Genomic DNA, 23,754 nt, shown 5'->3' on the forward strand with positions numbered 1-23,754 from the left:
AGCCTCCCCGCGCGTGAACGCGGAGCCGTCAGGCGGTCAGCCGTACGGGCGCGGCGCCGAGCAGGCCGCGGCGGCGCAGTTCGGGCAGCACGCCCTCCCCGAACCAGTAGGCCTCCTCCAGGTGCGGGTAGCCGGACAGGACGAAATCCTCCACCCCGAGTGAGGCGTACTCCTCGACGAGGTCGGCGACCTCCGCGTGGCTGCCGACGAGCGCCGTGCCGGCGCCGCCGCGCACCAGGCCGACCCCCGCCCACAGGCCGGGGTGGATCTCCAGGTCCCTGACCCTGCCGCCGCGGAAGCCCTCGTGGAGCGCGAGCATCCGCTGCTGCCCGACCGACTCGCTGCGGCGCAGGACGGCCCGCGCCGCGTCGATGTCCTCGGGGGAGATCTGGTCGAGCAGCCGCTTCGCCTCCGCCCACGCCTCCTTGGACGTGTCCCTCGTGATCACGTGCAGCCGGATGCCGAAGCGCAGCGTACGGCCCTCGGCGGCGGCCAGTTCGCGCATCCGGTCGAGCTTGGCCGCGACCTGCGACGGCGGCTCGCCCCAGGTGAGGTAGACGTCGACGTGCCGGGCCGCGACCGGGCCCGCGGCGGCCGACGAGCCACCGAAGTAGAGCTCGGGCACGGGGTCGGGCCGCTCGGCGACCGTCGCGCCCTCGACGTCGTAGTAGTGGCCGGTGAAGTCGAACGGCCCGTCCCAGGCGCCGCGGACGATCGTCAGGAACTCCGCGGTCCTGGCGTATCGCTCGTCCTTGGCCAGGTGGTCGCCGAAGCGCCGCTGCTCGGCCGTCTCACCCCCGGTGACCACGTTGAGCAGCAGCCGTCCGCCGGAGATCCGCTGGTAGGTGGCGGCCATCTGGGCCGCCAGCGTGGGCGACAGCGCGCCGGGCCGGAACGCGACCAGGAACTTCAGCCGCGTCGTGACCTGGGTCAGCGCGGCGGTGACCAGCCACGCGTCCTCGCAGTAGGTCCCCGTCGGGGTGAGCACGGCCTCGAACCCCGCCTGCTCGGCCGCGCGGGCCACCTGGGCGAGATAGTCGATCGTGGGCGGGCGGCGCGTGGCCGCCGCGGACACGCCGTGGCTCCGCGTCAGGCCGTGCCCGCCGCCGACGATCGCCCGGCCGTCGCCGGATGTGGGCAGGAACCAGTGGAATCTCATCGCGCGGCCTTTCCGACGACCTCGTTGAACCGGTCGTCAACGAACTGGGAGAAGGTGACCGTGCCGGGGATCAGGCCCTCGGCGCCGAAGGCGTCGGCGATCTCCTGTTCCGAGGAGACGACCGAGTCGTCGATCTCGACCGGGGTGGCCACGGCATTGGCGACGGCGGCGTTCGCCACCTCGGCGGGCAGGCCGGTCTCCTGAGCCCAGACCTTCGCCCACTCGTCCAGGTGGGCGGCGGCCCAGACCCGGGCCCTGGCCAGGCGGGTGAGGAAGTCGGCGATCGCGGCCCGCTTGCCGGTGTCCTCGATCGCGGCCGGCGCGGCGACCTGGAAGCCCAGGCCGTTCACGACGCCTGTGCCGTCGACCAGCAGCCGCGCCCCGTGCTGGATCTTCGCCTGGGAGGTGAAGGGGTCCCAGATGGCCCAGGCGTCGACCGTGCCGGAGGAGAACGCCGCCAGGGCGTCGGCCGGCTGGAGATACTGCGGCTGGATGTCCGCGAAGGACAGCCCGGCCTTCTTCAGCACGGCGAGCAGGTGGTAGTGGGCCGAGCTGCCCTTGGCCACCGCGACCTTCCTGCCCTTGAGCTGCTCTGGAGAGGTGATCGCGGACCCGCCGGGGACGAGGATCGCCGACCCCTTGGCGCTCTGCCGGTAGGCCGAGACCACCTTGATCTTCGATCCGGAGGCGGCGGCGAAGACGGGCGGGGTGTTGCCCACGCCGCCGATGTCGACCGCGCCGGCATTCACGGCCTCCAGCAGTGGCGGGCCTGAGGTGAACTGCGACCACGTGATCGTGTAGGAGGTGCCGCCGAGCAGCCCGGCGGCCTTGAGGATGGCCTCCGAACCGGCCTTCTGGTCGCCGACCCGCAGCGTGACGCGTCCCTGGGCCTCGCCCGGTTTCCCGGCGGCGTCCTGCCCGGCGCAGGCCGTGCCGGCCGTCAGGGCGAGCAGCAGCGCGGCGAGAAGTCTCCTGGTCATCGCGTTCCTTCCGGGGGCACGCCCAGGGCGGCCAGCAGGGCCGTGCGCAGGGCGAGGAGGTCGTGGTGGTCGCGGTGCCTGGGGCGCCGCGCGGTGACGGTCCAGGAGTGGGCGACCCGCCCGCCGTCGAGCACCAGGATCCGGTCGGCGAGGGTCAGGGCCTCGTCCACGTCGTGGGTCACCAGCAGTACGGCCGGGCCGTGCGCCGCCCACAGGTCGAGTACGAGGCGGTGCACGGTGATCCGGGTCAGCGCGTCGAGCGCGCTGAACGGCTCGTCGAGCAGCAGCAGGCGGGGCTCGCGGACGAGGGCCCGGGCGAGGCTCGCCCGCTGCGCCTCGCCGCCGGAGAGCGTGAGCGGCCAGGCCCCGGCGCGCTCGGTCAGGCCGACCTCGGCCAGCGCGGCGTCCGCCCTCGCGGCGGGGCCGGGCACGTCCAGGCCGAGCGTGAGGTTGTCGCGCACCCGCTTCCACGGCACGAGCCGGGGCTCCTGGAAGGCCACGGCCACCGAGCCGTCGACCTCGATGTCACCATCGACCTCCTCGTCCAGCCCGGCGAGCGCGCGCAGCAGGGTGGACTTGCCCGAGCCGCTGCGGCCGAGCAGCGCGACGAACTCGCCGGGCGCGATCGTCAGGTCGAGGCCGTCCAGCACCGCGCGGTCGCCGAAGCGCCGGGTGAGCCCGCGTACAGAGGCCGCCGACGGCGCGCCGGGGCGGCCCGCGTCGCCGGCGGGGGCCACGTCGCTCAGCGGGACAGGAACTCGCGCCGCCATCCGAGCGCCCTCCTTTCGAGCAGCCGGACCAGGGCGTCGGTGAGCAGGCCGAGCGCACTGTAGACCAGCAGGCCGACCACGATCACGTCGGTACGGAGGAACTCCCGCGCGTCGTTGATCATGTAGCCGAGCCCGGCGTCGGCGTTGACCTGCTCGGCGACGATCAGCGCCAGCCAGGCCACGCCGAGGCTCTGGCGCAGCCCGACGAGGGTCTGGGGGAGCGCGCCGGGCAGCACGATGTGCCGCACCAGCGCGGCCCGGCCGAGCCGGAGCGTACGGGCGAGCTCGGCGAGCTTGCCGTCCACGCCCCGGATGCCGGAGAACGTGTTGAGGTAGAGGGGGAAGGACACGGCGAGCGCGACCAGCAGCACCTTGGGCGCCTCACCGATCCCGAACCAGAGGATGAACAGCGGGATCAGCCCGAAGAACGGCAGCGCCCGGAGCATCTGCATGATCGGGTCGACCGCGTTCTCACCGGCCCGGCTCAGCCCGGCCACCAGCGCCAGGACGACGCCGGCCACTGCTCCCGCCGCGAAGCCCAGCAGGACCCGTTCGAGGGACACGGCGATCGCCGTCGGCAGCGTCCCGGACCGCACCAGGTCGAGCGCGGTCGCCGCGATCTCCGACGGCGCGGCGAGCAGCCGGGCGGGCAGCAGCCCGCTGCCGCTCGCGGCCTGCCACACCAGCACGACGACCACGGGGCTCACCCACCGGTACGACCGCCTCCCGGCGGCCCGGAGCGCGGCGCCCGCGGCGGTGACGCGGACGGCAGGGGCGCCGCCGGCGCGTGGGGCGGTGCCGGTTTCGATTCCGGCGACGGACATGGACACACCTCGCAGGGACGACGGAAGATTCCCCTCAAGGGTTGTCCATATTTCCTACCAAGTCAATAGGTTATGCCCACCCCCGATGGATGCCGGGCAGCCGGGTCACGAGGCCCCGGGGACGGTGACGTTCCGCTCCTTGAACCGGTAACCGGTCTTCGCGGCGTCGCTCTGCAGGCCGTTCATCGAGTACTCCCCGGCGTCGAGGTCGGCCTCCGAGGCGGTGCCGCTCCTGAGTTTGCCGGTGAGGGCCCTGACCTTGCCGTCGACGCCCTCGACGGCCTTGCAGAGCGTCGGGTTGGCCACCGCGAACCCCTTGGCGACCTTCAGTTCGTGCAGGGCGAACACTCCCGCCACCGCCGCCTTCGCGAACGTCCGCTTGCGCTTCTCCGCCCCCTGCTTGAAGCCGCCGCTGCGCAGCGGTTTGTAGATGTAGCGGTGGAAGGCCCCGAGGGCGAGACCCGCGTGCAGCGCGAAGCGCGTCTTGGCGAACCGCCTGGCGTTGCCGCCCTGCGGGCACGGCGAGTTGTACTCGCTCTCCGTCGCGGACGGCGTGGCGACCACCGCCGGGCCGGCGGCGGCCGCGTCTCCGGACGCCACGTGGGTGGTCGTGCCTCCGCAGCCGGTGAGCAGCGCCAGCGTCAGTATGACCGCGGCCGTGAGCGCGGTAAGGGATCGGGCATGTCGTGCGGCCATCGTTTCCCCCTGGGACCCTGTGGTTCCGCGGCTGTGGTTCCGCGGGCACGTTCTGGACGAGGTTGCCGTACGGATGCCAAATATTCGGGCTTTTGCCGTATGCGGGGGAGTCCATCGCAATGGTCGGCCGGGCGCTTGACAGAGGCGGTTCCGGGAGAACGTAGATATCGGGCCAGGAGAATGCAGGAACCGGTCATCACCGATCGATTCACCAGGGCCCTCGGCCGATCCACGTCGATGGGGATATAGAGACTCGCGATGAATTCGCCCCGGATTATTACGGGTGTCGGCCGTCGGTCTGGACGCGTTCGGGAGCCGATCCGGACTATGGAGGAGGAACACCCGAATCCACGTGTGCCGTGATCGGAGAGGAGAACGGCCATGCGAGGTAGGCGACTCGGCATGACCATCGGCTCGGCGCTGCTCACCACGGTCGCGCTCTGGCCGGCGGCGGGATCCCCGGCGCAGGCGTCCGCGATCTCCGGTGGCGCGGTCGTCGCGCAGACGGCTCCCGGCGCGTCCGTCGCGAAACCCAAGCCGCCCAAGTGCACCAACCGTTGCACGAACCACCGCAAGTTCAGGTGCTGTCCGAAGTGCAAACGCGTGCCGGGTAAATGTTAGCCGCCGATCGAAACGGAACGCGGGGGCGGCCGACGGCGTAGCGGGCGGCCTTTCGGCGGAGCCGCTCCGGATTTTCTCGCGGTCGCCCCTCGCGGATGTGACCGGCACGACGTCCGCCGGTCACATCCCCGCCCGCGACGCCGGAAGCGGGACACGCGCGATCACGCCGGCTCCCGCACCGCCGCGGGATCAGCGGAGGTCACCTGAGGATCGGGAACCGGCGGACGAGGGGGTGAAGGCGCTCAGCCAGGCGCCGTATCCGCCGATGAGGTCGCTCACCTGAGCGCGGCCGCTGTGCTCCAGCAGGCTGACCGCGATGGCGGAACGGGCGCCGCCGGCGCAGTAGACGACGACGGGACGGTCGTCCGGAACCTCGGCCAGCCGTGCCGGGAGCTGGGCGAGCGGGATGTTGACCGCTCTCTCGACGCCGCCGTCCGCGACCTCGCTCGCGTTGCGGACGTCGAGCAGGAACGGAGGCCGCTCGGCTCGGAGCGCCTCGCGCAGCTCGGCGGCGGTCAGGCGGGTGGAGTGGGCGATCTGGCCGGACCCGGCGAGGAAGGCGGCCTCCGGTTCGCGCAGGTAGCCGGTCACCGTGTCGAAGCCGATGCGGGCCAGCCGGGTGACGACCTCCACCTCGCGGTCCTGCGGGGCGACGACGACGATCTCGCTGCCCGGTTCGATGACCGTGCCGGCCCGTTCGGCGAACCGGCCGTCCGCCGGGACGCTGAGCGAGCCGCGCAGGTGGGCCAGGGCGAACTCCTGCGCGTCGCGGGCGTCGAGCACCACCGCGCCGGCGGCTCGCCGGGCGATGAACTCCTCGGCCGTCAGCGGCCGGGCGTGCGCGGCGACGTCCAGCAGGTCGTGGTTCTTGCGGTTGAGCACGGCGTCGAAGACGAAGTAGCCGGGCGCGGGCGGCTGTCCCTCGGTGACGATGGACAGGAACTCCTGCTCGCTCATCGGCCGGCAGGCGTAGTTGGTCAGCCGCTGCGTGCCGATCGTCGAGGTCCGCTCGGTGGACAGGTTCTTGCCGCAGGCCGAGCCGGCGCCGTGGGCGGGGAAGATCCGCACCTCGTCGGGCAGGCCCATCAGCTTGTGCTGGACGCTGTCGTAGAGCATGCGCCCGAGCTGGTCGGAGGTCATGCCGAGCGAGGCGAGCAGGTCGGGCCGCCCCACGTCGCCGATGAACAGCGCGTCTCCGGTCAGCACGCCGTACGGGACCGGGTCGGCGGCGTGCTCGCGGACCAGGACGCTGATCGACTCCGGCGTGTGCCCGGGCGTCTCCCAGATCTCCAGCACGACGTCGCCGAGTTCGATCCGTTCGCCGTCGGACAGCTCGCGGATCGCGTACTCGGTCTCGGCGGCGCGACCGTAGCCGATCCAGGCACCGGTGCGCGCGGCCAGCTCCAGGTGGCCGGCGAGGAAGTCGGCGTGGAAGTGAGTGTTGATCACTCCTTCGATCCGCAGCCCGTGCGCCTCGGCGTCGGCGAGGTATTCGGACACGTCGCGCCGTGGGTCCACCACCACCGCCCGGCCCGTCGACGTGTCTCCGATCATGTACGAGGCCTGCGACAGGCAGTCCAGGTAGTACTGCGTGAAGAACATCGTTTTTCTCCTGTTCGCTTGGTACCCCAGGGGTACCGATCGGTGATGGTCGGGTGAGGTGCGGCTGCGTTCCCCGGTGCGCGGGCCCGGGTGGTCACGGTGGCGTCCCTTGCGCAGGAGTGAATAGACGGTCCCTGCTGCCGCGGCGGAGGCGCCGGTCAGCAGCGCGGCGACGCCCCACGTGGTGGGGAACAGCGCGGGCGGGGCCTGCTGGATGAGCACGAAGCCGCCCATCACGAGCACGAACCAGCCGAACCCCTTGCGCAGGCGGTCGGCCTGGATGCGCCCGGCGAGCCAGCCCCCGGCCAGACCGCCGGCGACCGCCGCCGCGGTGACGGGCAGGGCGATCGACCAGTCGACCGGGACGGTCCGCAGGTAGCCGGCCAGCCCGGCGAAGGACTTCATCGCGATCACCACCAGGGAGGTGGCGACGGCCGGGCCCATCGGCATGCGGCCGAGCAGCACCAGCGCGGGGACGACGAGGAACCCGCCGCCGGCCCCGACCACTCCGGTGACCAGGCCGACGACGACGCCTTCGGCGACGACGTGCAGGATCGGCAGGTCCTCGCGGGCCGTCGGGGGCCCGGCCGGCCCGCGTCCCCGGATCATGGCGGCGGCGGTGGCCATCATCATCAGCGCGAACCCCGCCAGCAGCGCCGTCGCGGGCAGGTGCGGCCCGAGCAGGCCGCCGCCGTACGCACCGGCCATTCCGGCGAGGCCGAAAAGCAGCCCGGTCCTCCACCGGATGCGGCCGGCGCGGGCGTGACCGACGGCGCCGACCACGCTGGTCGCTCCGACGACGAACAGGGACATGGCGATCGCCGCCTTGGCCGGGACGCCGGCGACGTAGACGAGCAGGGGGACGGTCAGGATCGAGCCTCCGCCGCCGAAAAGGCCCAGGGCCAGACCGACGACGACGGCGCCGGCGAGGGTGAGAGCGGTCATGGTGTTTCCCTGATCCGTCAGGCCGCGCCGCGGCCGGGGCGGCGGATACAGGCGAGGGCGGCGTCCACGTCGGTGCCCGCGCCCCGGTTGTAGGGCAGGCGGGCGAGCAGCGTGCCCATCGCGCAGGTGCCGGTAAGACCGGCGAACATCAGGCCCGCGCCGACGAGGGCGCCTGCGAAGCGCGCCCCCGGCAGCCACAGGTCGGCCACGATCGAGGCGAGCACGAGGCCGCCCGCGACCAGGCGAACCTGGCGCTCCAGGCTCCACCGTTGCCTTCCGCGCACCACCGGAGCGCCGGAGGCGATCCAGGCGTTCATCCCTCCGGCGAGCACGACCGTGTCGGGCAGTCCCGCCTCGCAGAGCCTCTTGTGCGCCTGGGTGGCGCGGCCGCCGGACTGGCAGACGAGCAGCATCCGCCCGCCGGCGTCGGCGACGATCCGCCGCAGGTGGGCGTCGACCTGGTCGAGCGGCAGGTTGATCGCGCCGCTGATGTGCGCGGTCTCGAACTCAGCGGGGGTCCGCACGTCCACGACGAGCACGTCGGGGTTGGCGGCCATCAGCGCACGGGCGGCGGCGGTGTCGATGTCCGGGGATCCGGTGTTCGAGGATCCGGTGTTCGGGAATTCGGTGTTCACGGTTTCCTTCTCGGTTTCTCAGGTGGGGTGGCCAGGCCGCGTGGCCGGGCCGGGGCCGCGTACGACGAGGCGACCAGGAGGCTGCCGCGGGAGAACACCGCGACCGGCTCACCCTCGATCGGCACCGAGGGGAAGACCTCTCTCCTGGTACCCCCGGGGGTATGTGACGAGCAAAAAAAGGGACTTCCGGCGAGCCGCCCGCGTCGCGCGTCACCCGGCCGCCCGAGCACCTCCAGCCCGGCTTCCCGGACGTCGGCCACCGTGACACCCTCGCCGTACATCTGCCCGAAGCGGGTCGGATCGACATCCAAAGTCACTGCGACCTCCAGGCGCATATACCCCGGGGGGTATCGTCGAGATATGGAAAAGCGAACCTTTCCGGCAGGGCCGCCTATGCCAGGGCCAGGAACAGCTTCTCCAGCTCGGCCACGCTCATCGGAGCCTCCTCGCCCCGCTCCTGCGCCGCCTGGCAGTGCCGCAGGCCGCTGGCCACCAGCTTGAACCCCGCCCGGTCGATCGCCTTGGAAGCCGCCGCCAGCTGGGTCAGCACCTTGGTGCAGTCCTCGCCGGCCTCGATCATCGCGATCACCCCGGCGAGCTGGCCATGCGCCCGCCGCAGTCGCGTCACCGCGTCGCCGACCATCGCCTCGTTCATCTGCATGCCTCCCTTATACCCCCAGGGGTACCTGACGGGCAAATCTGGGGAGTGCCGGCGAAACCGGCCTCGGCTTGGGCCGCGACCCACGCCCGTGCCGTCGGCCTATGCTGATCGGCGACGACGGGAGGGCGCATGGCGGTGCTGATCGACCGGCCGAACTGGCCGGGTCCCCGGGGGCTGCTCTGGTCCCACCTGGTCAGCGACTCGTCACTGCGGGAACTGCACGAGTTCGCCCGCCTGCTCGACGTGCCGGAACGCGCCTTCGACCGGGACCACTACGACGTGCCGGAGACGGTCTACGACCGGGCGGTCCTGCTCGGCGCCGAGCCGGTCGGCAGCCAGGAGCTGGTGCGGCGGCTGCGCGCGTCCGGCCTGCGTCTCCCGAAGACGCGCAATAGATCTACATTGTAAAGGCGCACGCTTCAGAGGGCACTCAGCTCCCGGGTCATGTTCTCGCGCGCCCGGTCCTCCCACAGGTCCCGGCCCACGGGGGTGCCGTACAGGCGAGGTTTGCCGAGCAGGGCGCGCAGCACGGCGGCGCGGCCGGCCCGGAAGGCGTCGCCGGGCACGTGCCGATACTCCTCCCGTACGGCCCGCGTGTACGCGTCGTACGTCTCGGGCGGCGCCCCGAGGATCGCGAGGTCGGCGTCGCACAGGACGGCCGCGTTCGCGTCGCCGGGCTCGTACGTGTGCCCGGCCGTGAGCCGCACCAGCCGGGCGACCTCGGCGACCCGTTCCGGGGACAGACCGCAGGCGGGCAGCCGTGCCTGGGCGAGCTGGGCGCTGCGTTCCTCGTCCCGCCCGGGCCGCCCGTCGTAGACGGCGTCGTGGAACCACGCGGCCAGCCGTACGGCGTCGGCGTCCGCGGCCTGGGCGGCCAGCGGCTCGATCGCGGCCAGGACCGCCCGCAGGTGGGCCGTCGTGTGGTAGCGGCGGTGCGGCTCCGCCCATCGGGCGGTGAGTTCGGCGGTGAGCGCCCGGCCCGCGGGGGAGCCGGTGAGGCAGGCGGGCCGGGGCAGGCTCCGGTCGTCGGACATGCTCCGACCCTAAGCAGTGACCGCCCGCTGTGGGATCGTGCCAAGGCGGTGTCCCAGGCGCGGGCGGCTTTGGCGGATTCGGCCAGCGCGGCGCGCGACGCCCTGCGCGTAGCCTGTCCGTGTGCTGCGGCGGACCACCACCATCTCCGACATCGACTCGCCGGCGGGGCTGGCGGAGCTGCTTGACCACCACGACTACCTCGCCGACGAGGGGCTCACGACCGCGGCCTATCTCGCGCTCAAGATGGGGCGGCCGCTGTTCCTGGAGGGCGAGGCGGGCGTCGGCAAGACCGAGCTGGCCAAGACCCTGGCGGCGATCCTGGGCGCGCCGCTCATCCGGCTCCAGTGCCACGAGGGCCTCGACGCCGCGCAGGCCATGTACGACTGGGACTTCCCCCGCCAGCTTCTCCACCTCAGGGCGGCCGAGGCGGCGGGGGCGGCCGACGTGGCCGCGCTGGAGGGCGAGATCTACGACCGGCGGTTCCTGATCGCCCGGCCGCTGCTGCGGGCCCTGGAGACGCAGCCCAGCGTGCTGCTGGTGGACGAGATCGACCGGGCGGACGACGAGTTCGAGGCGTTCCTGCTGGAGGTGCTGTCGGACTTCACGATCTCGGTGCCGGAGATCGGGACGATCAGCGCCCCCACGCCGCCGGTCGTCGTCCTGACCTCCAACCGGACCCGCGAGGTGCACGACGCGCTCAAACGGCGCTGCCTCTACCACTGGCTGGAGCACCCGGATCTCGACCGGGAGGTGGCCATCGTGCGGCGGCGCCTGCCCGGATGCGCCGAACGGCTCGCGGCGGACGTGGCGCGGGCCGCCGGGCGGATGCGCGCGGCCGGCCTGATCAAGCCGCCGGGCGTCGCGGAGACCCTCGACTGGGCCGAGGCCCTGCTCACGCTCGGCGCGGCGGAACTCGACCCGGCCCTGGCCGCCGCCACGCTCGGCGCCCTGCTCAAGCACCGGGAGGACCAGGAGACGGTGCGCGCGGGAGGGCTGCTCCACGCGGACGGCGGACGTGACTGACCCGGGCGACCGCCGCCCCGCCGAGCGCCGCGCGCCAGAAGCGCAGGGGCCCGAAGCGCAGGGGCCCGAAGCGCGGGGATACGGAGCGCAGGGGATCAGGCCAGGCCGGGCGGGCGACGCGGAGCGGATCACGGGCGGGCTGGTCGGCTTCGCCCGGACGCTGCGGGCGGCCGGGGTGCCGGCCGACCCCCAGCGCACGCGGAACTTCCTGGCGGCCCTCGCCCACCTCGACGGCGCCGTCGCGCGGGACGTCTACTGGGCGGGCCGCCTCACGCTGTGCGCCGGGCCGGGCGACCTGCCCCGGTACGACCGCTGCTTCGCCGCCTACTTCTCCGCCTCCCTCCGCACGGCACGCCGCGTCCGCGGAACGACGGTGTCCGTGACCCGCCCGGTGGCGGCGCCGTACGGCACGGGCGGCCCGGAGACCACCGGCGAGCCGGGCGCGCCGCCGGCCACGGCGAGCGAGATCGAGGTGCTGCGGCACCGGGACGTGGCGCGGATGAGCGAGGCCGAGCGGCGGGAGGTCCACCGCCTGCTCGCGCTGCTGCGCGGCACGAGACAGGCGCGCAGGTCGCGGCGCTACCGCCCGTCGCCCCACGGTCCCGCGTACGACCGGCGGCGCACGATCAGGGAGATCCTGCGCGACGGCGGGGAGCCGGCCCGGCCGCGCCGCCGCGCCCGCGGGCAGCGGCCGCACCGGGTCGTCCTGGTCGTCGACGTCAGTGGTTCGATGGCCGCCTACGCCGACACCCTGCTGCGGTTCGCGCACGCGCTGGTGCGGGCCGAGCCCCGGGCGACCGAGGTGTTCAGCGCGGGGACGCGGCTGACGAGGATCACCGGCGCGCTGCGCCACCACGATCCCGATCTCGCCATGGACGAGTGCTCGGCCGCCATCCCCGACTGGAGCGGCGGCACCCGGCTGGGCGAGGAGGTGCGGGCCCTGCTGCGGCTGCCCGACCCCCGGGGCGCGATCGTCGTGATCGCCTCCGACGGCTGGGAGAGGGGACCGGCCGACCTCCTGGGCGCGCAGATGGCCCGGCTCTCGCGGCTCGCCCGCCGGGTGGTGTGGGTCAACCCGCACAAGGGCGACCCCGCCTACCGCCCGCTGACCGCGGGGATCCGCGCGGCGCTGCCGTACGTCACGGACTTCGTGGCCGGGCACAGCCTGGCCGCGTTCGAGGACCTGGCCGCGCTGCTGGCCGGCCGGCGGGCGGATCCGCGCGGGGCCGTACGGAGGGGAGGGGCCGATGCGTGACGTGCTCGACGAGGTGCTGGAGTGGTGGGAGTCGGGGCGGCGGTTCGGGCTCGCCACCGTCGTCGGCACGTTCCGCAGCGCGCCGCGGCCGCCCGGGGCGGCGATGGCCGTGCTGGACGGCGAGGCGGTCGGCAGCGTGTCGGGCGGCTGCGTCGAGGGGGCGGTGTACGAGCTCGCCACCCGGGTCGCCGGGGACGGGACGCCGGTCCTGGAGCGCTACGGCGTCAGCGACGACGACGCGTTCGCGGTCGGGCTGACCTGCGGCGGGATCATCGACGTGTTCGTGGAGCCGGTGTCGCGCCGCGACTACCCGGAGCTGGGGGAGATCGCCGCGGCTGTGGCGACGCGGCGGCCGGTCGCGGTGGCCACGATCATCGACGGTCCCGGCCGCTTGGGCGCCCGCCGCGTGGTGTGGCCGGACCGGGCGTCGGGCTCGCTCGGCTCCGCCCGGCTCGACGACGCGGTGGACGACGACGCGCGCGGCATGCTCGCGCAGGGCTCGACGGGCGTGCGGCGGTACGGCCCGGACGGCGAGCGGCGGCTGGACGACCTGTCGGTGTTCGTGCTCTCCTTCGCGCCGCCGCCGCGCATGCTGGTCTTCGGCGCGATCGACTTCGCCGCGGCCGTCGCGCGGATCGGCCGCTTCCTCGGCTATCACGTGGTGGTGTGCGACGCCCGGCCGGTCTTCGCGACGGCCAAGCGGTTCCCCGAGGCCGACGAGGTCGTGGTGGCCTGGCCGCACGACTATCTGACCACCACCGAGGTCGACGGGCGCACCGTGATCTGCGTGCTCACCCACGACCCGAAGTTCGACGTGCCGCTGCTGGAGGAGGCGCTGCGCACCCCGGCGGCGTACGTGGGGGCGATGGGATCGCGGCGCACGCACGAGGACCGGCTGGCGCGGCTGCGCGAGGCCGGGCTGTCGGAGGAGGAACTGTCCCGGCTGCGCTCGCCGATCGGGCTCGATCTCGGGGCGCGGACGCCCGAGGAGACCGCCGTGTCGATCGCGGCGGAGCTGATCCGGCTCCGCTGGGGCGGCAGCGGCAGGCCGCTCACCGAGACCTCCGGCCGCATCCACGGCGAGCGGTGACGCGGCGTGGCGGACGAGGGGATCGTCGCCGGGCTGCTGCTGGCCGCCGGGGGCGGCAGCAGGTTCGGCGGGCCCAAGGCACTGGTGGAGTTCGAGGGGGAGCGCCTCGCCGGCCGCGGCGTCCGGCTGCTCGCCGAGGGCGGATGCCGGCCCGTGCTGGTCGTCGTCGGAGCCGCCCAGGCCGCGGTCGAGGCCGACCTCAAAGCCATGACCGAGAACACGGCCGAGAGCATGGTCGGGGGTGCCGCTGGAGATGTGGCGGCCGGCGATGCGGAGGGTGGCGCGAAGGCCGGCGCGAAGGCCGGCGCGGAGGTGGGCGTGGCCGCGGACGCGGGATCTGATGCGAAGGCGGGCGCGGAGGTGGGTGCGGTCGTCGTGCGCAACGCGCTGTGGGAGACGGGCATGGGCTCGTCGCTGCGGGCCGGGCTGGGCGCGCTCCCGCCGTCCGCCGCGGCGGTGGTGATCGCCCTCGCCGACCAGCCCCTCATACGGCCCGAGGCGGTGCGCCGGCTGATCGCGGCGTTCCGGGGCGGAGCCCGGGTCGCCGTCGCCGCGTACGGAGGCGTGCCGCGCAACCCCGTGCTGATCGCCCGGGAGCACCTCGCGGAGGTCGCGGCGCTGGCCGTGGGCGACGTGGGGGCCCGTCCCTTCCTGCGCGCCCATCCCGAACTCGTCACCGTCGTGGCCTGCGACGACGCGGGCGATCCCGCGGACGTGGACACCCCGGACGACCTACGGCTACTGCGCGGAGACCGCCCGGCCTTATGATCATGAGGAATCATCCGGCGGAGCGGGAGCGTGTCATGGCGGAGCAGGCACCCGGTGGGTTCGACGTCACGCAGCCCAACGTCGCCCGAATGTACGACTACTACCTGGGCGGCAAGAACCACTTCCCCGCCGACCGGGCGGCGGCCGAGCGGGTGATCGAACTGTCGCGGGGCCATGTGCGGGAGGCCGTACGGGAGAACCGCGCGTTCCTCGGCCGGGCCGTGCGCTTCCTGGCCCGCGAGCGCGGCGTCCGCGCGTTCCTCGACCTCGGCGCCGGGCTGCCGACGCAGGGCAACGTCCACGAGATCGCCCTCGACGTCTCGCCCGACGTGCGGGTGACGTACGTGGACAACGACCCGGTGGTGGCGGCGCACGCGCGGGCGCTGCTCGAAGGCGATCCCCGGGTGCGTTTCGCGCAGGCCGACCTGCGGCGGCCGGAGGAGGTCGTCGCCGCGGCGGAGGCGAACGGCCTCGCCCTCGACCGGCCCGTGGCGCTGCTGCTGGTGTCGTGCCTCCACTTCGTGCGCGACGAGGAGGACCCGGAGGGGCTCATGGCCGCCTACCGCGAGTTGCTCCCCTCCGGCAGCCACGTCGTGATCTCGCACGTCAGCTCCGACCCCCTTCCGGACGAGATGGCCGCGATGAGCGGTGTGTACAGCAGGGCCAACGCGCCGTTCGAGGCCCGGCCCGCCGCCCAGATCGCCAGGTTCTTCGACGGGTACGACCTGGTGGAACCCGGGGTCGTCGAGTTGCACCGGTGGCGGCCCGAGCCCGACGCGCTGCCGCTGAGCGGGCCGGTCCTGCCGGTGCTCGGCGGAGTCGCCCGCCGCGCCTGAGCCGCCACCGGACCCCCTGTGCCACCGCTGTGCCGCTCTTGAGCGGAGTGGCCGCGGCCGGTCCGTGTCGTTAGCCTTGGTCACGCCGACGGAACATCATTCGGTTACTCACCGGTGTACGCGCGGAAGGACGAGGCGGATGCGGATCGGGATGGCCCTCAACTACTCCGGGGGCTTCAAGGAGACGGTCGCGGAGCTGGCCGACTACGAGAGGGCCGGGCTCGACATCGTGTTCGTCGCCGAGGCGTACAGCTTCGACGCGGTCAGCCAGCTCGGCTACATCGCGGCGCGGACCGAGCGGTTGCGGATCGCCTCGGGCATCCTGCCGATCTACTCCCGGACGCCGGCCCTGCTGGCCATGACGGCTGCGGGCCTCGACTACGTCTCCGACGGGCGTTTCACCCTCGGCCTCGGCGCCTCCGGCCCGCAGGTGATCGAGGGCTTCCACGGCGTGCCGTACGACGCGCCGCTCGGCCGCACCCGCGAGATCATCGAGATCTGCCGCAAGGTCTGGCGGCGTGAGCGGCTGGAGTACGAGGGACGCCACTACACCCTTCCGCTGGAGGGCGGCACCGGCCTCGGCAAGCCGCTCAAGCTGATCAACCACCCGGTGCGCGAGCGCATCCCCATCGTCGTCGCGGCGATCGGGCCGAAGAACGTCGAGCTGGCCGCCGAGCTCGCCGAGGGCTGGGAGCCGATCTTCTACATGCCCGAGAAGGCCGGAGAGGTGTGGGGCGCGTCGCTGGCCGCCGGGCGGGAGCGCCGCGACCCCGCGCTCGGCGAGCTGGACGTGATCGCGCAGGCCGTGCTGGCGATCGGCGACGACGTCGAGGACGTGCTGGACCTGGGCCGCTCGATGGCCGCCCTCTACATCGGCGGCATGGGCGCCAAGGGCAGGAACTTCTACAACGACCTCGCCCGCCGCTACGGCTACGAGAAGGAGGCCGAGCAGATCCAGAACCTCTACCTGGAGGGCAAAAAGAAGGAGGCCGAGGCGCTGGTGCCGCGGGAACTGCTGGAACGCGTCTCCCTGGCCGGGCCCGAGGGCCACGTCAGGGAGCGGATCGCGGCGCTGCGCGAGGCCGGGGTCACCACGCTCAACGTCGCCCCGTTCGCGCACACCCACGAGGAGCGGGTCGCCCTCATCGAGAAGATCAAAGACCTGGTGTCCTGACGGGGGCGTCCGGAGGACGGCGGTAAAGTCCGTTTGTGACCGATGTCGACAGGACCGCCGACAGGACTGCCGGAAGGACCGCCGAGGAGACCCACGCCGCGCGGCGCGCGCGGCTGGCCGAGGCACTGGGGGAGCACGAGGCCGGGGCGGTCCTCGTCACCTGGCCGGTCAACGTGCGTTACCTGACCGGGCTGACCAGCTCCAACGCCGCCGTGCTGGTCACCGCGGCGGGGGAGGCCGCGCTCGCCACCGACTCGCGCTACCGCGAGACGGCGGAGGCGGTGTGCGCGGGAGTCGAGGTGATCGAGGACCGCGACGTGACGGGTGCGCTGCTCGACCGGTGCGCCGGCGCGGCGCGGGTCCTGGTGGAGGGCGACCACATGCCGGTCGCGCTGTTCCAGCGGCTCTCCGAGCGGCTGTCGGGCCGTCCCCCCGGCCGCCGCCCCGCCCTCACCCCGGCAGGTGGCCTGGTGGAGACCCTGCGCGCCGTCAAGGACGAGGCGGAGATCGAGGCGCTGCGGCGCGCGTGCGCGCTCACCGACGAGGCGTTCTCCCTCGTCGTGGAGCGCGTCGCGGCCGGCGTCACGGAGCGGGAGATCGCCCGGTGGCTGGAGGCCGCCATGGTCGAGCTCGGCGCGGACCGGCCCGCCTTCGACTCCATCGTGGCGAGCGGCCCGAACGGCTCGATCCCGCACCACTCGCCCTCCGAGCGGCGCGTCGAGCGCGGCGACCTCGTGACGATGGACTTCGGCGCGCGGTACGGCGGCTACCACGCCGACATGACCCGCACGGTCGCGGTGGGCACGCCCGCCGCCTGGCAGCGCGACCTCTACGACCTCGTACGGCGGGCGCAGCGCGCGGGCCGCCACGCCGTACGGCCGGGGGCGACGGCCGGCGAGGTGGACGCGGCGGCGCGCGAGGTGATCGCCGAGGCGGGCCACGCCGAGCGGTTCGGCCACGGGCTGGGGCACGGAGTCGGCCTGGAGATCCACGAGCTGCCGTTCCTGGGCCCTGGCAGGACCGGTAGACTAGAGGATCGAGTTCCGATCACCGTCGAGCCGGGGGTCTATCTTCCGGGCGCGGGCGGTGTGCGCATCGAGGACACGCTGGTCACGCGTGCTGACGGGCCGGAGCTTCTCACACTGACGACCAAGGAGCTGCTCGTCCTCTAGGGCAGCCGCACGCGGGAGACGCACGTGGCGACGACGAACGACCTGAAGAACGGACTCGTGCTCAAGCTCGACGGCGGAGAGTTGTGGACCGTTGTCGAGTTCCAGCACGTAAAGCCGGGTAAGGGCGGCGCGTTCGTCCGTACCAAGCTGAAGAACATCATGTCCGGGAAGGTCGTCGACAAGACCTTCAACGCCGGCGTGAAGGTCGACGTGGCGAACGTCGACAAGCGGGAGATGCAGTACTCCTACCTCGACGGCGACGACTTCGTGTTCATGGACACCGAGACCTACGACATGGTCAACATCGCGCGTTCCGTCGTGGGCACGGCCGCCAACTACATGCTGGAGAACACCACCGCGACCATCGCCTTCAACGAGGGCAACCCGCTGTACGTCGACCTCCCGGCGGCCGCCGAGCTGACGATCGCCCACACCGACCCCGGCCTGCAGGGCGACCGCTCGACCGGCGGCACGAAGCCCGCCACGCTGGAGACCGGCGCCGAGATCAAGGTCCCCCTCTTCATCACCACCGGCGAGAAGGTCAAGGTCGACACTCGCACCGGCGAGTACCTCGGTCGGGCCTGACGTGTCGGCTCGGGGGAAGGCCCGCCGCCGCGCGCTGGACGTCCTCTTCGAAGCCGAGGCCCGGCAGGTGAGCCCGCTCGACGTGCTCGCCGAGCGGGTGGAGCGGGCGGACCCGCCGGTCAACGAGTACACCTCCTTCCTCGTCGAGGGCGTGGTCCGGCACCTCGACCGCATCGACGAGCTGATCTCGACGTACGCCGAGGGCTGGACCCTGGAGCGCATGCCCGCCGTGGACCGCAACGTCCTGCGCGGCGGCACGTACGAGATGCTGTGGTCGGAGGAGGTCCCCGAGGGCGTGGTGATCAGCGAGTGGGTGCACCTGGTGGGGGAGCTGTCGACCGACGAGTCGCCGCAGTTCGTCAACGGCCTGCTGGCCCGTTTCAAGCAGCTCAAGCCCTCGCTGTCGCTCTGAGCCGGGAGGAGCCCGCAAGTGCGTGACGCCACACGCCGTGCCGTCGTCTGGGAGGCGCTGCGCGCGGCCCTCGCCGAGCGGACGGCCGCCCTCGGGCGCGAGACCCTCGACATCGTGGACGCGGGCGGCGGCACCGGCGGCTTCGCCGTGCCGCTGGCCTCGCTCGGCCACGTCGTGACCGTGGTCGACCCGACCCCCGACTCGCTGGCCGCCCTGGAGCGCCGCGCCGCCGAGACGGGCGTCGGGGTCAAGGGCCTGCAGGGCGACGCCGCCGACCTCGGCGACCTGCTGGAGCCCGGCAGCGCCGACCTGGTCGTGTGCCACAGCGTGCTGGAGTACGTCGAGGACCCGGAGGGCGCCCTGCGCGCCGTCGCCGGCATCCTGCGGCCGGGCGGCGTGGTGAGCGTGCTCGCCGCCAACTCGGTCGCCGCGGCCGTCCACCGCTCCCTGGCCGGGCACTTCGACGAGGCCCGCCGGGTGCTGTCGGACCCGTCGGGGCGCTGGGGCGACCGTGACCCGACGCCGCGCCGCTTCTCCCGGGAGACGCTGGCCGCGCTGCTGGGCACGGCGGGGTTCGCCGTCGGCGAGGTGCACGGCGTGCGCATCTTCGCCGACCTCGTGCCGGGCATGCTGGCCGAGAGCGACCCCGACGGCCTGGTCGCGCTGGAGCGGGCGGCGGCCACCCACCCCGTGCTGCGGGACGTCGCCACCCAGATCCACGTCATCGCGTACCGCGAACAGACGCGGACGGGCGCGGGCGAACGGGAATAGAAAAGACGTTCGGGTGGGGTGAGGTTGGCGGGGCGGCGGTCGGGTAGGGTGACGTCATGTCCCGGAACCAGCTGCTGCCCCGGGATCCGTCGCCGCCGCCGGAGGGGCCCGTCGACGACAGCGGCTGCCCGATCCTGCACGTGGACATGGACGCCTTCTTCGCCAGCGTCGAGCTGCTCGACCGCCCCGAGCTCCGGGGCACCCCGGTCATCGTGGGCGCGGCGGGCGCGCGCGGGGTCGTCCTGAGCGCGACCTACGAGGCCCGCCGGTTCGGGGTCCACTCCGCGATGCCGATGACCCGCGCCCGGCGCGTCTGCCCGCAGGCGACCGTGATCCCGCCCAGCCACGGCAAGTACGCCGAGGTGTCCCGCGGCGTCATGGAGATCTTCAAGGCGATCACCCCGGAGGTCGAGCCGATCGCCTCCGACGAGGCGTTCCTCGACGTGGGCGGGGCCAGGCGCAGGCTCGGCAGCCCCGCCGCCATCGCCCGGATGATCCGCGCCCAGGTCGCGGAGCAGTACGGCATCACCTGCTCGGTGGGCGTGGCGAGCACGAAGTTCGTGGCCAAGCTCGCCTCACGGCAGTGCAAGCCGGACGGCCTGCTCGTGGTCCCGGCCGGCGAGGTGGTGCAGTTCCTGCACCCGCTGCCGGTGGCCGCCCTGTGGGGAGTGGGCGAGCGCACCGAGCAGGCCCTCGTACGGCTCGGCATCCGGACCGTGGGCGACCTGGCCCAGGTGCCGGTGACGACGCTCCGGCGCGAGCTCGGCGCCGTCGGCGCGCATCTGGCGGCCCTCGCCTGGGGGCGCGACGAACGCCGGGTGGTGCCGCACGCGCCCGACAAGAGCATCGGCAACGAGGAGACGTTCCCGCACGATGTCGACGACCCCGAGACGATCAGGCGTGAGCTGCTCCGGCTGTCGGAGCGGGTCGCCGCGCGGCTGCGCGCCGCCGGGCACGTCGGCCGCACCGTCAGCGTCAAACTCCGCCGCTCCGACTTCACCACCATCACCCGGTCGCGTACGCTGCGCGAGGCTACGGACGTCGCGAAGGAGATCTACGACACATCATGCGAGCTCTACGAGGCGGCAGGGCTGGAACGGGTGCGGCTGCGGCTGGTCGGGGTGCGCGTGGAGAACCTCGGCCCGGCCGCCGCGGCGACCCGCCAGCTCGGTCTGGGCGAACGGGAGACGGGCTGGCGGGAGGCCGAACAGGCCATGGACCGGGCCGCCCGCCGCTTCGGCCCGGACGCGGTGAAGCCGGCATCGCTTGTTCGCCGTCCGTTTGGTCCAATAGGTCCATGACGTCGCCTCCGGTTTGGACCGCGTTGGTCGTTTTCTTTCGCCTACGTCTGAGGCCTCGTATTCTGGGGATAACCGACCGCGAGGTTCGGACACCCCGTGTCGTCCGTTGCCGTCTTCCCCTGAATGGGGCCGTCCTTGGGAGGCGCCGTGCCGCTGTCTGAGCACGAGCAGCGCTTGCTCGACCAGATCGAGCAGGCCCTCTACGCCGAGGACCCGAAGTGGGCGAACACCGTACGGATCAGTGATCCGCGCAGCCACTACAAGCGCCGCCTGGTGAAGGCCTCCATAGGCTTCGCACTCGGCGTGGTCCTGCTGATGGTCGGCGTCGTCGCGGCATTGATCTGGCTCGGTGCCGCCGGCTTCGTGGTCATGCTGGCCACCTGCCTGTGGGGCCTGTCGAGCTGGAAACGCATGAACGGGTTCGGTGACTCCCCGTCGTCCCGCACCCGGGGCCGCCGCCCCCAGCGCCGCAGCTTCATGGAGCGCATGGAGGAACGCTGGCGCCGCCGCCACGACGAGCACTGATCCCCGAGCTAGGTCGTGTCTGATAAATCAAGCCCTGCTGCGCGTGGCCCAGGCGGCGCCTCGCTGCGTTGTCGCCCCACCCACGAAGATTCCTCGCAGGCTCGGAATCTCCGCGGGGCCCGGAGTCGTCGCCGATAACGCTGTTATCGGCTCCTCCTCCGCCTTGCGATGCAGCCACCTGGATCCACGCTCGCGACGGGCAGCATTTATCAGACACTCCCTCGCACACACGTCCTGAACCACCTCCGGTGGGCCCGCACAGCGGGCCCACCGATTCGTCTGCCCGGGCTCGTCTGCCCGGGCTCGTCTGCCCGGGCTCGGGGGCCGGGCTCGTTTGCTTGGGCTCGGTCTGCCCCGGGCTCGTCCGGCCGGGCTTGTCCGCCCGGCCGGAGCCGGCCCCGTCGCTCAGCGGCGGGTGCCGGTGAGGGTTCGCTCCCGTGCCGCCCCGGCGTCGTCCCCGGCCGCCGGCCGGCGGAACGGCCCGTCCGGGCCGCCCGGGCGCGTCCCGCCCTCCCGGGCTCCGCTCCGCCGTGTCCCGCCCAGCGGCGCCCTGCTCAACCGTGCCCTGCTCAGCCGGGGCGTCAGGTTCTCCATCCGGTCGAACACGTCGAGCGCGCCCTCGCCGAACGCCCGCACCCGCAGCAGCGTCGACGCCGGAGCCAGCGCGGTCCCCAGCCTCCGCCACCGCGACAGGTGCGCGGCCAGCCCGCGCCTGATCCGGTGCAGGTCCGCGGCGACCGGCCCGGACGCCGGGGGAGCCGGCGCGTACCGCAGCCGCTCCTCGGCCGTGACGACGCGGGCGAGCGACTCGGCGGCCCGAGGGTCCAGCGCGTACCGCTCGGCGATGCGGCGGCCGAGCGCCCGCGGCGTCTCGCCCGGCTCCCCGGCCATGCCGAAGTCGGTCAGCGTGTCGCGCAGCTCCGCCCACGCCGCGTGCGGCCCGCCGGACGGACGGGCCAGCCGGCGGACGCGGCCGCGCCGCACCAGCAGGCGTGCCGCGCCGGGCAGCAACAGCAGCACCAGCGCGCCCGCCACCCCGAGACCGGCTTTGACGCTCGTGGGCGTGCCCGGCTCGGCGGCGACGGCCGTGCCCTGCGACTCGCGGTCGAGCTGGCGCGGGTTCGGCCGGGACGGACCGCCGGCGCCGGTCGTCTCCTCGTCGTCGTCCGACTGTCCCGCCGAGGGACCGGCCGATGGCTCGGCCTCCGGCGCGACGGGCCGGGTGTACTCCGGCACCTGGGCGCTGCCCTGCCCGCCGACGCCGGCCGGAGTGGGCTCGAACCGCAGCCAGCCGACGCCGTCGAAGTACAGCTCCGGCCAGGCGTGGGCGTCGTGGGTGCGGACCGTCCACCTACCGTCGATCTTGCTGCCGCCCGTGTAGCCGATCGACACCCGGGCCGGGATGCCGGCCATCCGGGCCATCGCGGCCATCGCCCCGGCGAACTGCTCGCAGTAGCCGGTCCGGTTGCGCAGCACGAAGCGCGACAGCGCCTCGGCCCCTGACCCCGACGCGCGGAGGCTGTAGGTGAAGCCGCCCTTCCGGGTGAACCACTCCTGGAGCCTGACCGCCTTCTCGTACGGCGTGTCGGCCCCGGCGGTGACCCGGCGGGCGAGCGCGTTCACCCGCGGGTCGAGCCCGTCCGGAAGCCGCAGGAAGGGCTCGCTGTCGGGCCGCGCCACCGCCGAGCGCAGCGCCCCGAGGCCGGGATCGGGCTCGTCGGTGACCACCTGGTAGTCCAGGCCCGCCACCTCGTCGCGGGTGGAGAAGACCATGAGCGACCCGCGGTCGGCCCGCCAGTCGCCGTCGGCGTCGACCTGCCGGGCAGGGTACGGCAGGGGCAGGAAGTGGAGCCGGTCGAGGTCCTCGCTGATCGTGACCCGCATCGTGGCCCGCTTCACCGGCACCCCCGGGCCGAGGCCGGGCACGGGCGGCAGCGGCCCCTCCGACACGCGGTCCTCCGGGCGTCCCCGCAGCGGGCTGAAGGTCCACTTGGCGCCGTCGAACACGTCGAGCGCGTATATCCGCAGATAGTGCGGCTTGTCGTCGCTGCTGCTGTAGGTGAGGACGGTGGCGTTGCTGTCCTGCCTGAGCTGGCCGCCGAGCTTGGCGATGGCGTCGGGGATGCCGATGTTGCCGCCGCTCCCGCCCAGGCCGTTGCCCACACCGAAGCCGAACAGCGGGTCGGGGGACAACGCCGGCAGGATCGCGGGCACCAGCACCGCGAGCACGATCGCCGTCACGCCGACGCGCTTGCCCGACAGGGCCAGCCGCTCGGTGTCCGGCGTGACCCCGGACGCCGGACCGCCGGAGCGGCGGACCACCACGGCCCGGCCCCAGCCCTTCAGCCGCTCCCGGCCGTCGGCGACGAGCAGGCCGATGTATCCGAACGCCGCGACGACGAACGCCGGCCATCCGATCGGCTCGGGGAGCACGGCGGCCGGCACGGTGAACAGGGCGAGCATCGGCAGCCCGGCCAGCGCGGCGCGGCGCAGCCGTACCGCGAACAGGTCCACCAGCAGGGCGATCAGCGCCACGCCCGTCGTGGTGAGCAGGGTGATGCCGGGGTTGGCCGGCACCGGGGCGGCGTACTGCTGGATGTCGTCGAAACCCTCCCCGACGAGCGCGGCGAGCCCGGCGAGCGAGTCGAGGGTGGGAATCACCCGGAGGAACGCCTCCTCCGCGGTGAAGGCCGCCGTCAGATAGACGAGCACCGCGACGGGCGCGACCGCGGGCGCCACCCAGGGACGGGCGCCCAGGCGGGAGGCCACCGCCCCGGTGGCGGCGACGACCAGGATGACCCCCATGCAGGACCAGAACCAGGCGCCGCCCTCGAAGAGCGGATAGAGCGTGATCGTGACCGCCGCCGTGGCGAGTCCCGCCGTGATCGGCAGTTTCAAGGGGTCCACCTCTTCT

At 73.5% G+C, this 23,754-nt stretch carries 24 protein-coding genes; 13 read left to right on the forward strand and 11 right to left on the reverse strand.

Features of this window, described 5'->3' with window-relative positions; all coding sequences use genetic code 11:
• Nucleotides 1-28 precede the first annotated feature (28 nt).
• The 9 genes from Mam01_RS01755 to Mam01_RS01800 all read right to left on the reverse strand — a co-directional run bounded on the left by Mam01_RS01755 (nt 29) and on the right by Mam01_RS01800 (nt 8,893).
• Complete coding sequence (locus Mam01_RS01755) at nt 29-1,159, reverse strand: LLM class flavin-dependent oxidoreductase (RefSeq protein ID WP_204283604.1); 1,131 nt, start codon at nt 1,157-1,159, stop codon at nt 29-31.
• Nucleotides 1,156-2,139, reverse strand: a complete 984-nt coding sequence (locus tag Mam01_RS01760; RefSeq protein ID WP_204283607.1) for an ABC transporter substrate-binding protein — start codon at nt 2,137-2,139, stop codon at nt 1,156-1,158. The genes Mam01_RS01755 and Mam01_RS01760 overlap by 4 nt, the downstream gene beginning before the upstream one ends.
• Nucleotides 2,136-2,909: an ABC transporter ATP-binding protein gene (locus tag Mam01_RS01765; protein ID WP_204283609.1), complete on the reverse strand. Its 774-nt coding sequence runs from the start codon at nt 2,907-2,909 to the stop codon at nt 2,136-2,138. The genes Mam01_RS01760 and Mam01_RS01765 overlap by 4 nt, the downstream gene beginning before the upstream one ends.
• Nucleotides 2,882-3,733 (reverse strand): ABC transporter permease, encoded by an 852-nt coding sequence (locus Mam01_RS01770; RefSeq protein WP_204283611.1) that lies wholly within the window; start codon nt 3,731-3,733, stop codon nt 2,882-2,884. Before Mam01_RS01770 ends, Mam01_RS01765 begins: the two co-directional genes overlap by 28 nt.
• Before the next feature lie 105 nt (nt 3,734-3,838).
• Complete coding sequence (locus Mam01_RS01775) at nt 3,839-4,429, reverse strand: hypothetical protein (RefSeq protein WP_204283613.1); 591 nt, start codon at nt 4,427-4,429, stop codon at nt 3,839-3,841.
• An 810-nt stretch (nt 4,430-5,239) separates the two neighbouring features.
• Nucleotides 5,240-7,597, reverse strand: a complete 2,358-nt coding sequence (locus tag Mam01_RS37510; RefSeq protein ID WP_307819770.1) for a TSUP family transporter — start codon at nt 7,595-7,597, stop codon at nt 5,240-5,242.
• A gap of 17 nt (nt 7,598-7,614) precedes the next feature.
• On the reverse strand, nt 7,615-8,154 hold the full coding sequence (locus Mam01_RS01790; RefSeq protein ID WP_204283952.1) for a rhodanese-like domain-containing protein: 540 nt from the start codon (nt 8,152-8,154) through the stop codon (nt 7,615-7,617).
• Between the two features lie 74 nt (nt 8,155-8,228).
• Nucleotides 8,229-8,549, reverse strand: a complete 321-nt coding sequence (locus Mam01_RS01795; RefSeq protein ID WP_204283615.1) for a hypothetical protein — start codon at nt 8,547-8,549, stop codon at nt 8,229-8,231.
• Between the two features lie 74 nt (nt 8,550-8,623).
• Nucleotides 8,624-8,893 (reverse strand): metal-sensitive transcriptional regulator, encoded by a 270-nt coding sequence (locus tag Mam01_RS01800; protein WP_076437939.1) that lies wholly within the window; start codon nt 8,891-8,893, stop codon nt 8,624-8,626.
• Nucleotides 8,894-9,022: 129 nt separating this feature from the next.
• Here Mam01_RS01800 and Mam01_RS01805 point away from each other — a divergent pair, with 129 nt between their 5' ends.
• Nucleotides 9,023-9,301, forward strand: a complete 279-nt coding sequence (locus Mam01_RS01805) for a DUF4031 domain-containing protein (protein ID WP_117409761.1) — start codon at nt 9,023-9,025, stop codon at nt 9,299-9,301.
• Between the two features lie 11 nt (nt 9,302-9,312).
• On the opposite strand, the gene Mam01_RS01810 is transcribed toward Mam01_RS01805, so the two are convergent.
• Nucleotides 9,313-9,927, reverse strand: a complete 615-nt coding sequence (locus tag Mam01_RS01810; protein ID WP_204283617.1) for an HD domain-containing protein — start codon at nt 9,925-9,927, stop codon at nt 9,313-9,315.
• Nucleotides 9,928-10,048: 121 nt separating this feature from the next.
• Between Mam01_RS01810 and Mam01_RS01815 the strand changes: the two genes are divergently transcribed.
• The 12 genes from Mam01_RS01815 (at nt 10,049) to Mam01_RS01870 (ending at nt 20,840) form a co-directional block, all read left to right on the forward strand.
• Nucleotides 10,049-10,951, forward strand: coding sequence for an AAA family ATPase (locus Mam01_RS01815; RefSeq protein WP_239100957.1), 903 nt, complete (start codon nt 10,049-10,051; stop codon nt 10,949-10,951).
• A complete protein-coding gene (locus tag Mam01_RS01820; RefSeq protein WP_239100958.1) occupies nt 10,944-12,206 on the forward strand; it encodes a vWA domain-containing protein in 1,263 nt (420 codons plus the stop codon). Before Mam01_RS01815 ends, Mam01_RS01820 begins: the two co-directional genes overlap by 8 nt.
• Nucleotides 12,199-13,296 (forward strand): XdhC family protein, encoded by a 1,098-nt coding sequence (locus Mam01_RS01825; protein WP_204283619.1) that lies wholly within the window; start codon nt 12,199-12,201, stop codon nt 13,294-13,296. The genes Mam01_RS01820 and Mam01_RS01825 overlap by 8 nt, the downstream gene beginning before the upstream one ends.
• A 6-nt stretch (nt 13,297-13,302) precedes the next feature.
• Nucleotides 13,303-14,064 (forward strand): nucleotidyltransferase family protein, encoded by a 762-nt coding sequence (locus Mam01_RS01830; RefSeq protein WP_204283620.1) that lies wholly within the window; start codon nt 13,303-13,305, stop codon nt 14,062-14,064.
• 35 nt (nt 14,065-14,099) lie between these two features.
• Nucleotides 14,100-14,900, forward strand: coding sequence for an SAM-dependent methyltransferase (locus Mam01_RS01835; protein WP_204283622.1), 801 nt, complete (start codon nt 14,100-14,102; stop codon nt 14,898-14,900).
• Nucleotides 14,901-15,039: 139 nt separating this feature from the next.
• Nucleotides 15,040-16,074, forward strand: coding sequence for an LLM class F420-dependent oxidoreductase (locus Mam01_RS01840; RefSeq protein WP_204283624.1), 1,035 nt, complete (start codon nt 15,040-15,042; stop codon nt 16,072-16,074).
• Between the two features lie 35 nt (nt 16,075-16,109).
• A complete protein-coding gene (locus tag Mam01_RS01845; RefSeq protein WP_204283626.1) occupies nt 16,110-17,246 on the forward strand; it encodes an aminopeptidase P family protein in 1,137 nt (378 codons plus the stop codon).
• A 24-nt stretch (nt 17,247-17,270) separates the two neighbouring features.
• Entirely contained in the window at nt 17,271-17,831 is a 561-nt protein-coding gene (gene efp, locus Mam01_RS01850; protein ID WP_150933075.1) for an elongation factor P, read from the forward strand.
• A 1-nt stretch (nt 17,832) separates the two neighbouring features.
• Complete coding sequence (gene nusB / locus Mam01_RS01855) at nt 17,833-18,243, forward strand: transcription antitermination factor NusB (protein WP_150933076.1); 411 nt, start codon at nt 17,833-17,835, stop codon at nt 18,241-18,243.
• 18 nt (nt 18,244-18,261) lie between these two features.
• A complete protein-coding gene (locus Mam01_RS01860; protein ID WP_204283628.1) occupies nt 18,262-19,014 on the forward strand; it encodes a methyltransferase domain-containing protein in 753 nt (250 codons plus the stop codon).
• 56 nt (nt 19,015-19,070) lie between these two features.
• Nucleotides 19,071-20,315 carry a DNA polymerase IV gene (locus tag Mam01_RS01865; RefSeq protein ID WP_204283630.1) on the forward strand — a complete coding sequence of 415 codons (1,245 nt, stop codon included), beginning with the start codon at nt 19,071-19,073 and terminating at the stop codon, nt 20,313-20,315.
• Between the two features lie 147 nt (nt 20,316-20,462).
• On the forward strand, nt 20,463-20,840 hold the full coding sequence (locus tag Mam01_RS01870; protein ID WP_117409750.1) for an SCO2097 family morphological protein: 378 nt from the start codon (nt 20,463-20,465) through the stop codon (nt 20,838-20,840).
• Nucleotides 20,841-21,245: 405 nt separating this feature from the next.
• On the opposite strand, the gene Mam01_RS01875 is transcribed toward Mam01_RS01870, so the two are convergent.
• Nucleotides 21,246-23,738, reverse strand: coding sequence for a transglutaminase TgpA family protein (locus tag Mam01_RS01875; protein WP_204283632.1), 2,493 nt, complete (start codon nt 23,736-23,738; stop codon nt 21,246-21,248).
• Between the last annotated feature and the right edge of the window lie 16 nt (nt 23,739-23,754).

Source organism: Microbispora amethystogenes (assembly GCF_016863015.1).
Classification (GTDB): domain Bacteria; phylum Actinomycetota; class Actinomycetes; order Streptosporangiales; family Streptosporangiaceae; genus Microbispora; species Microbispora amethystogenes.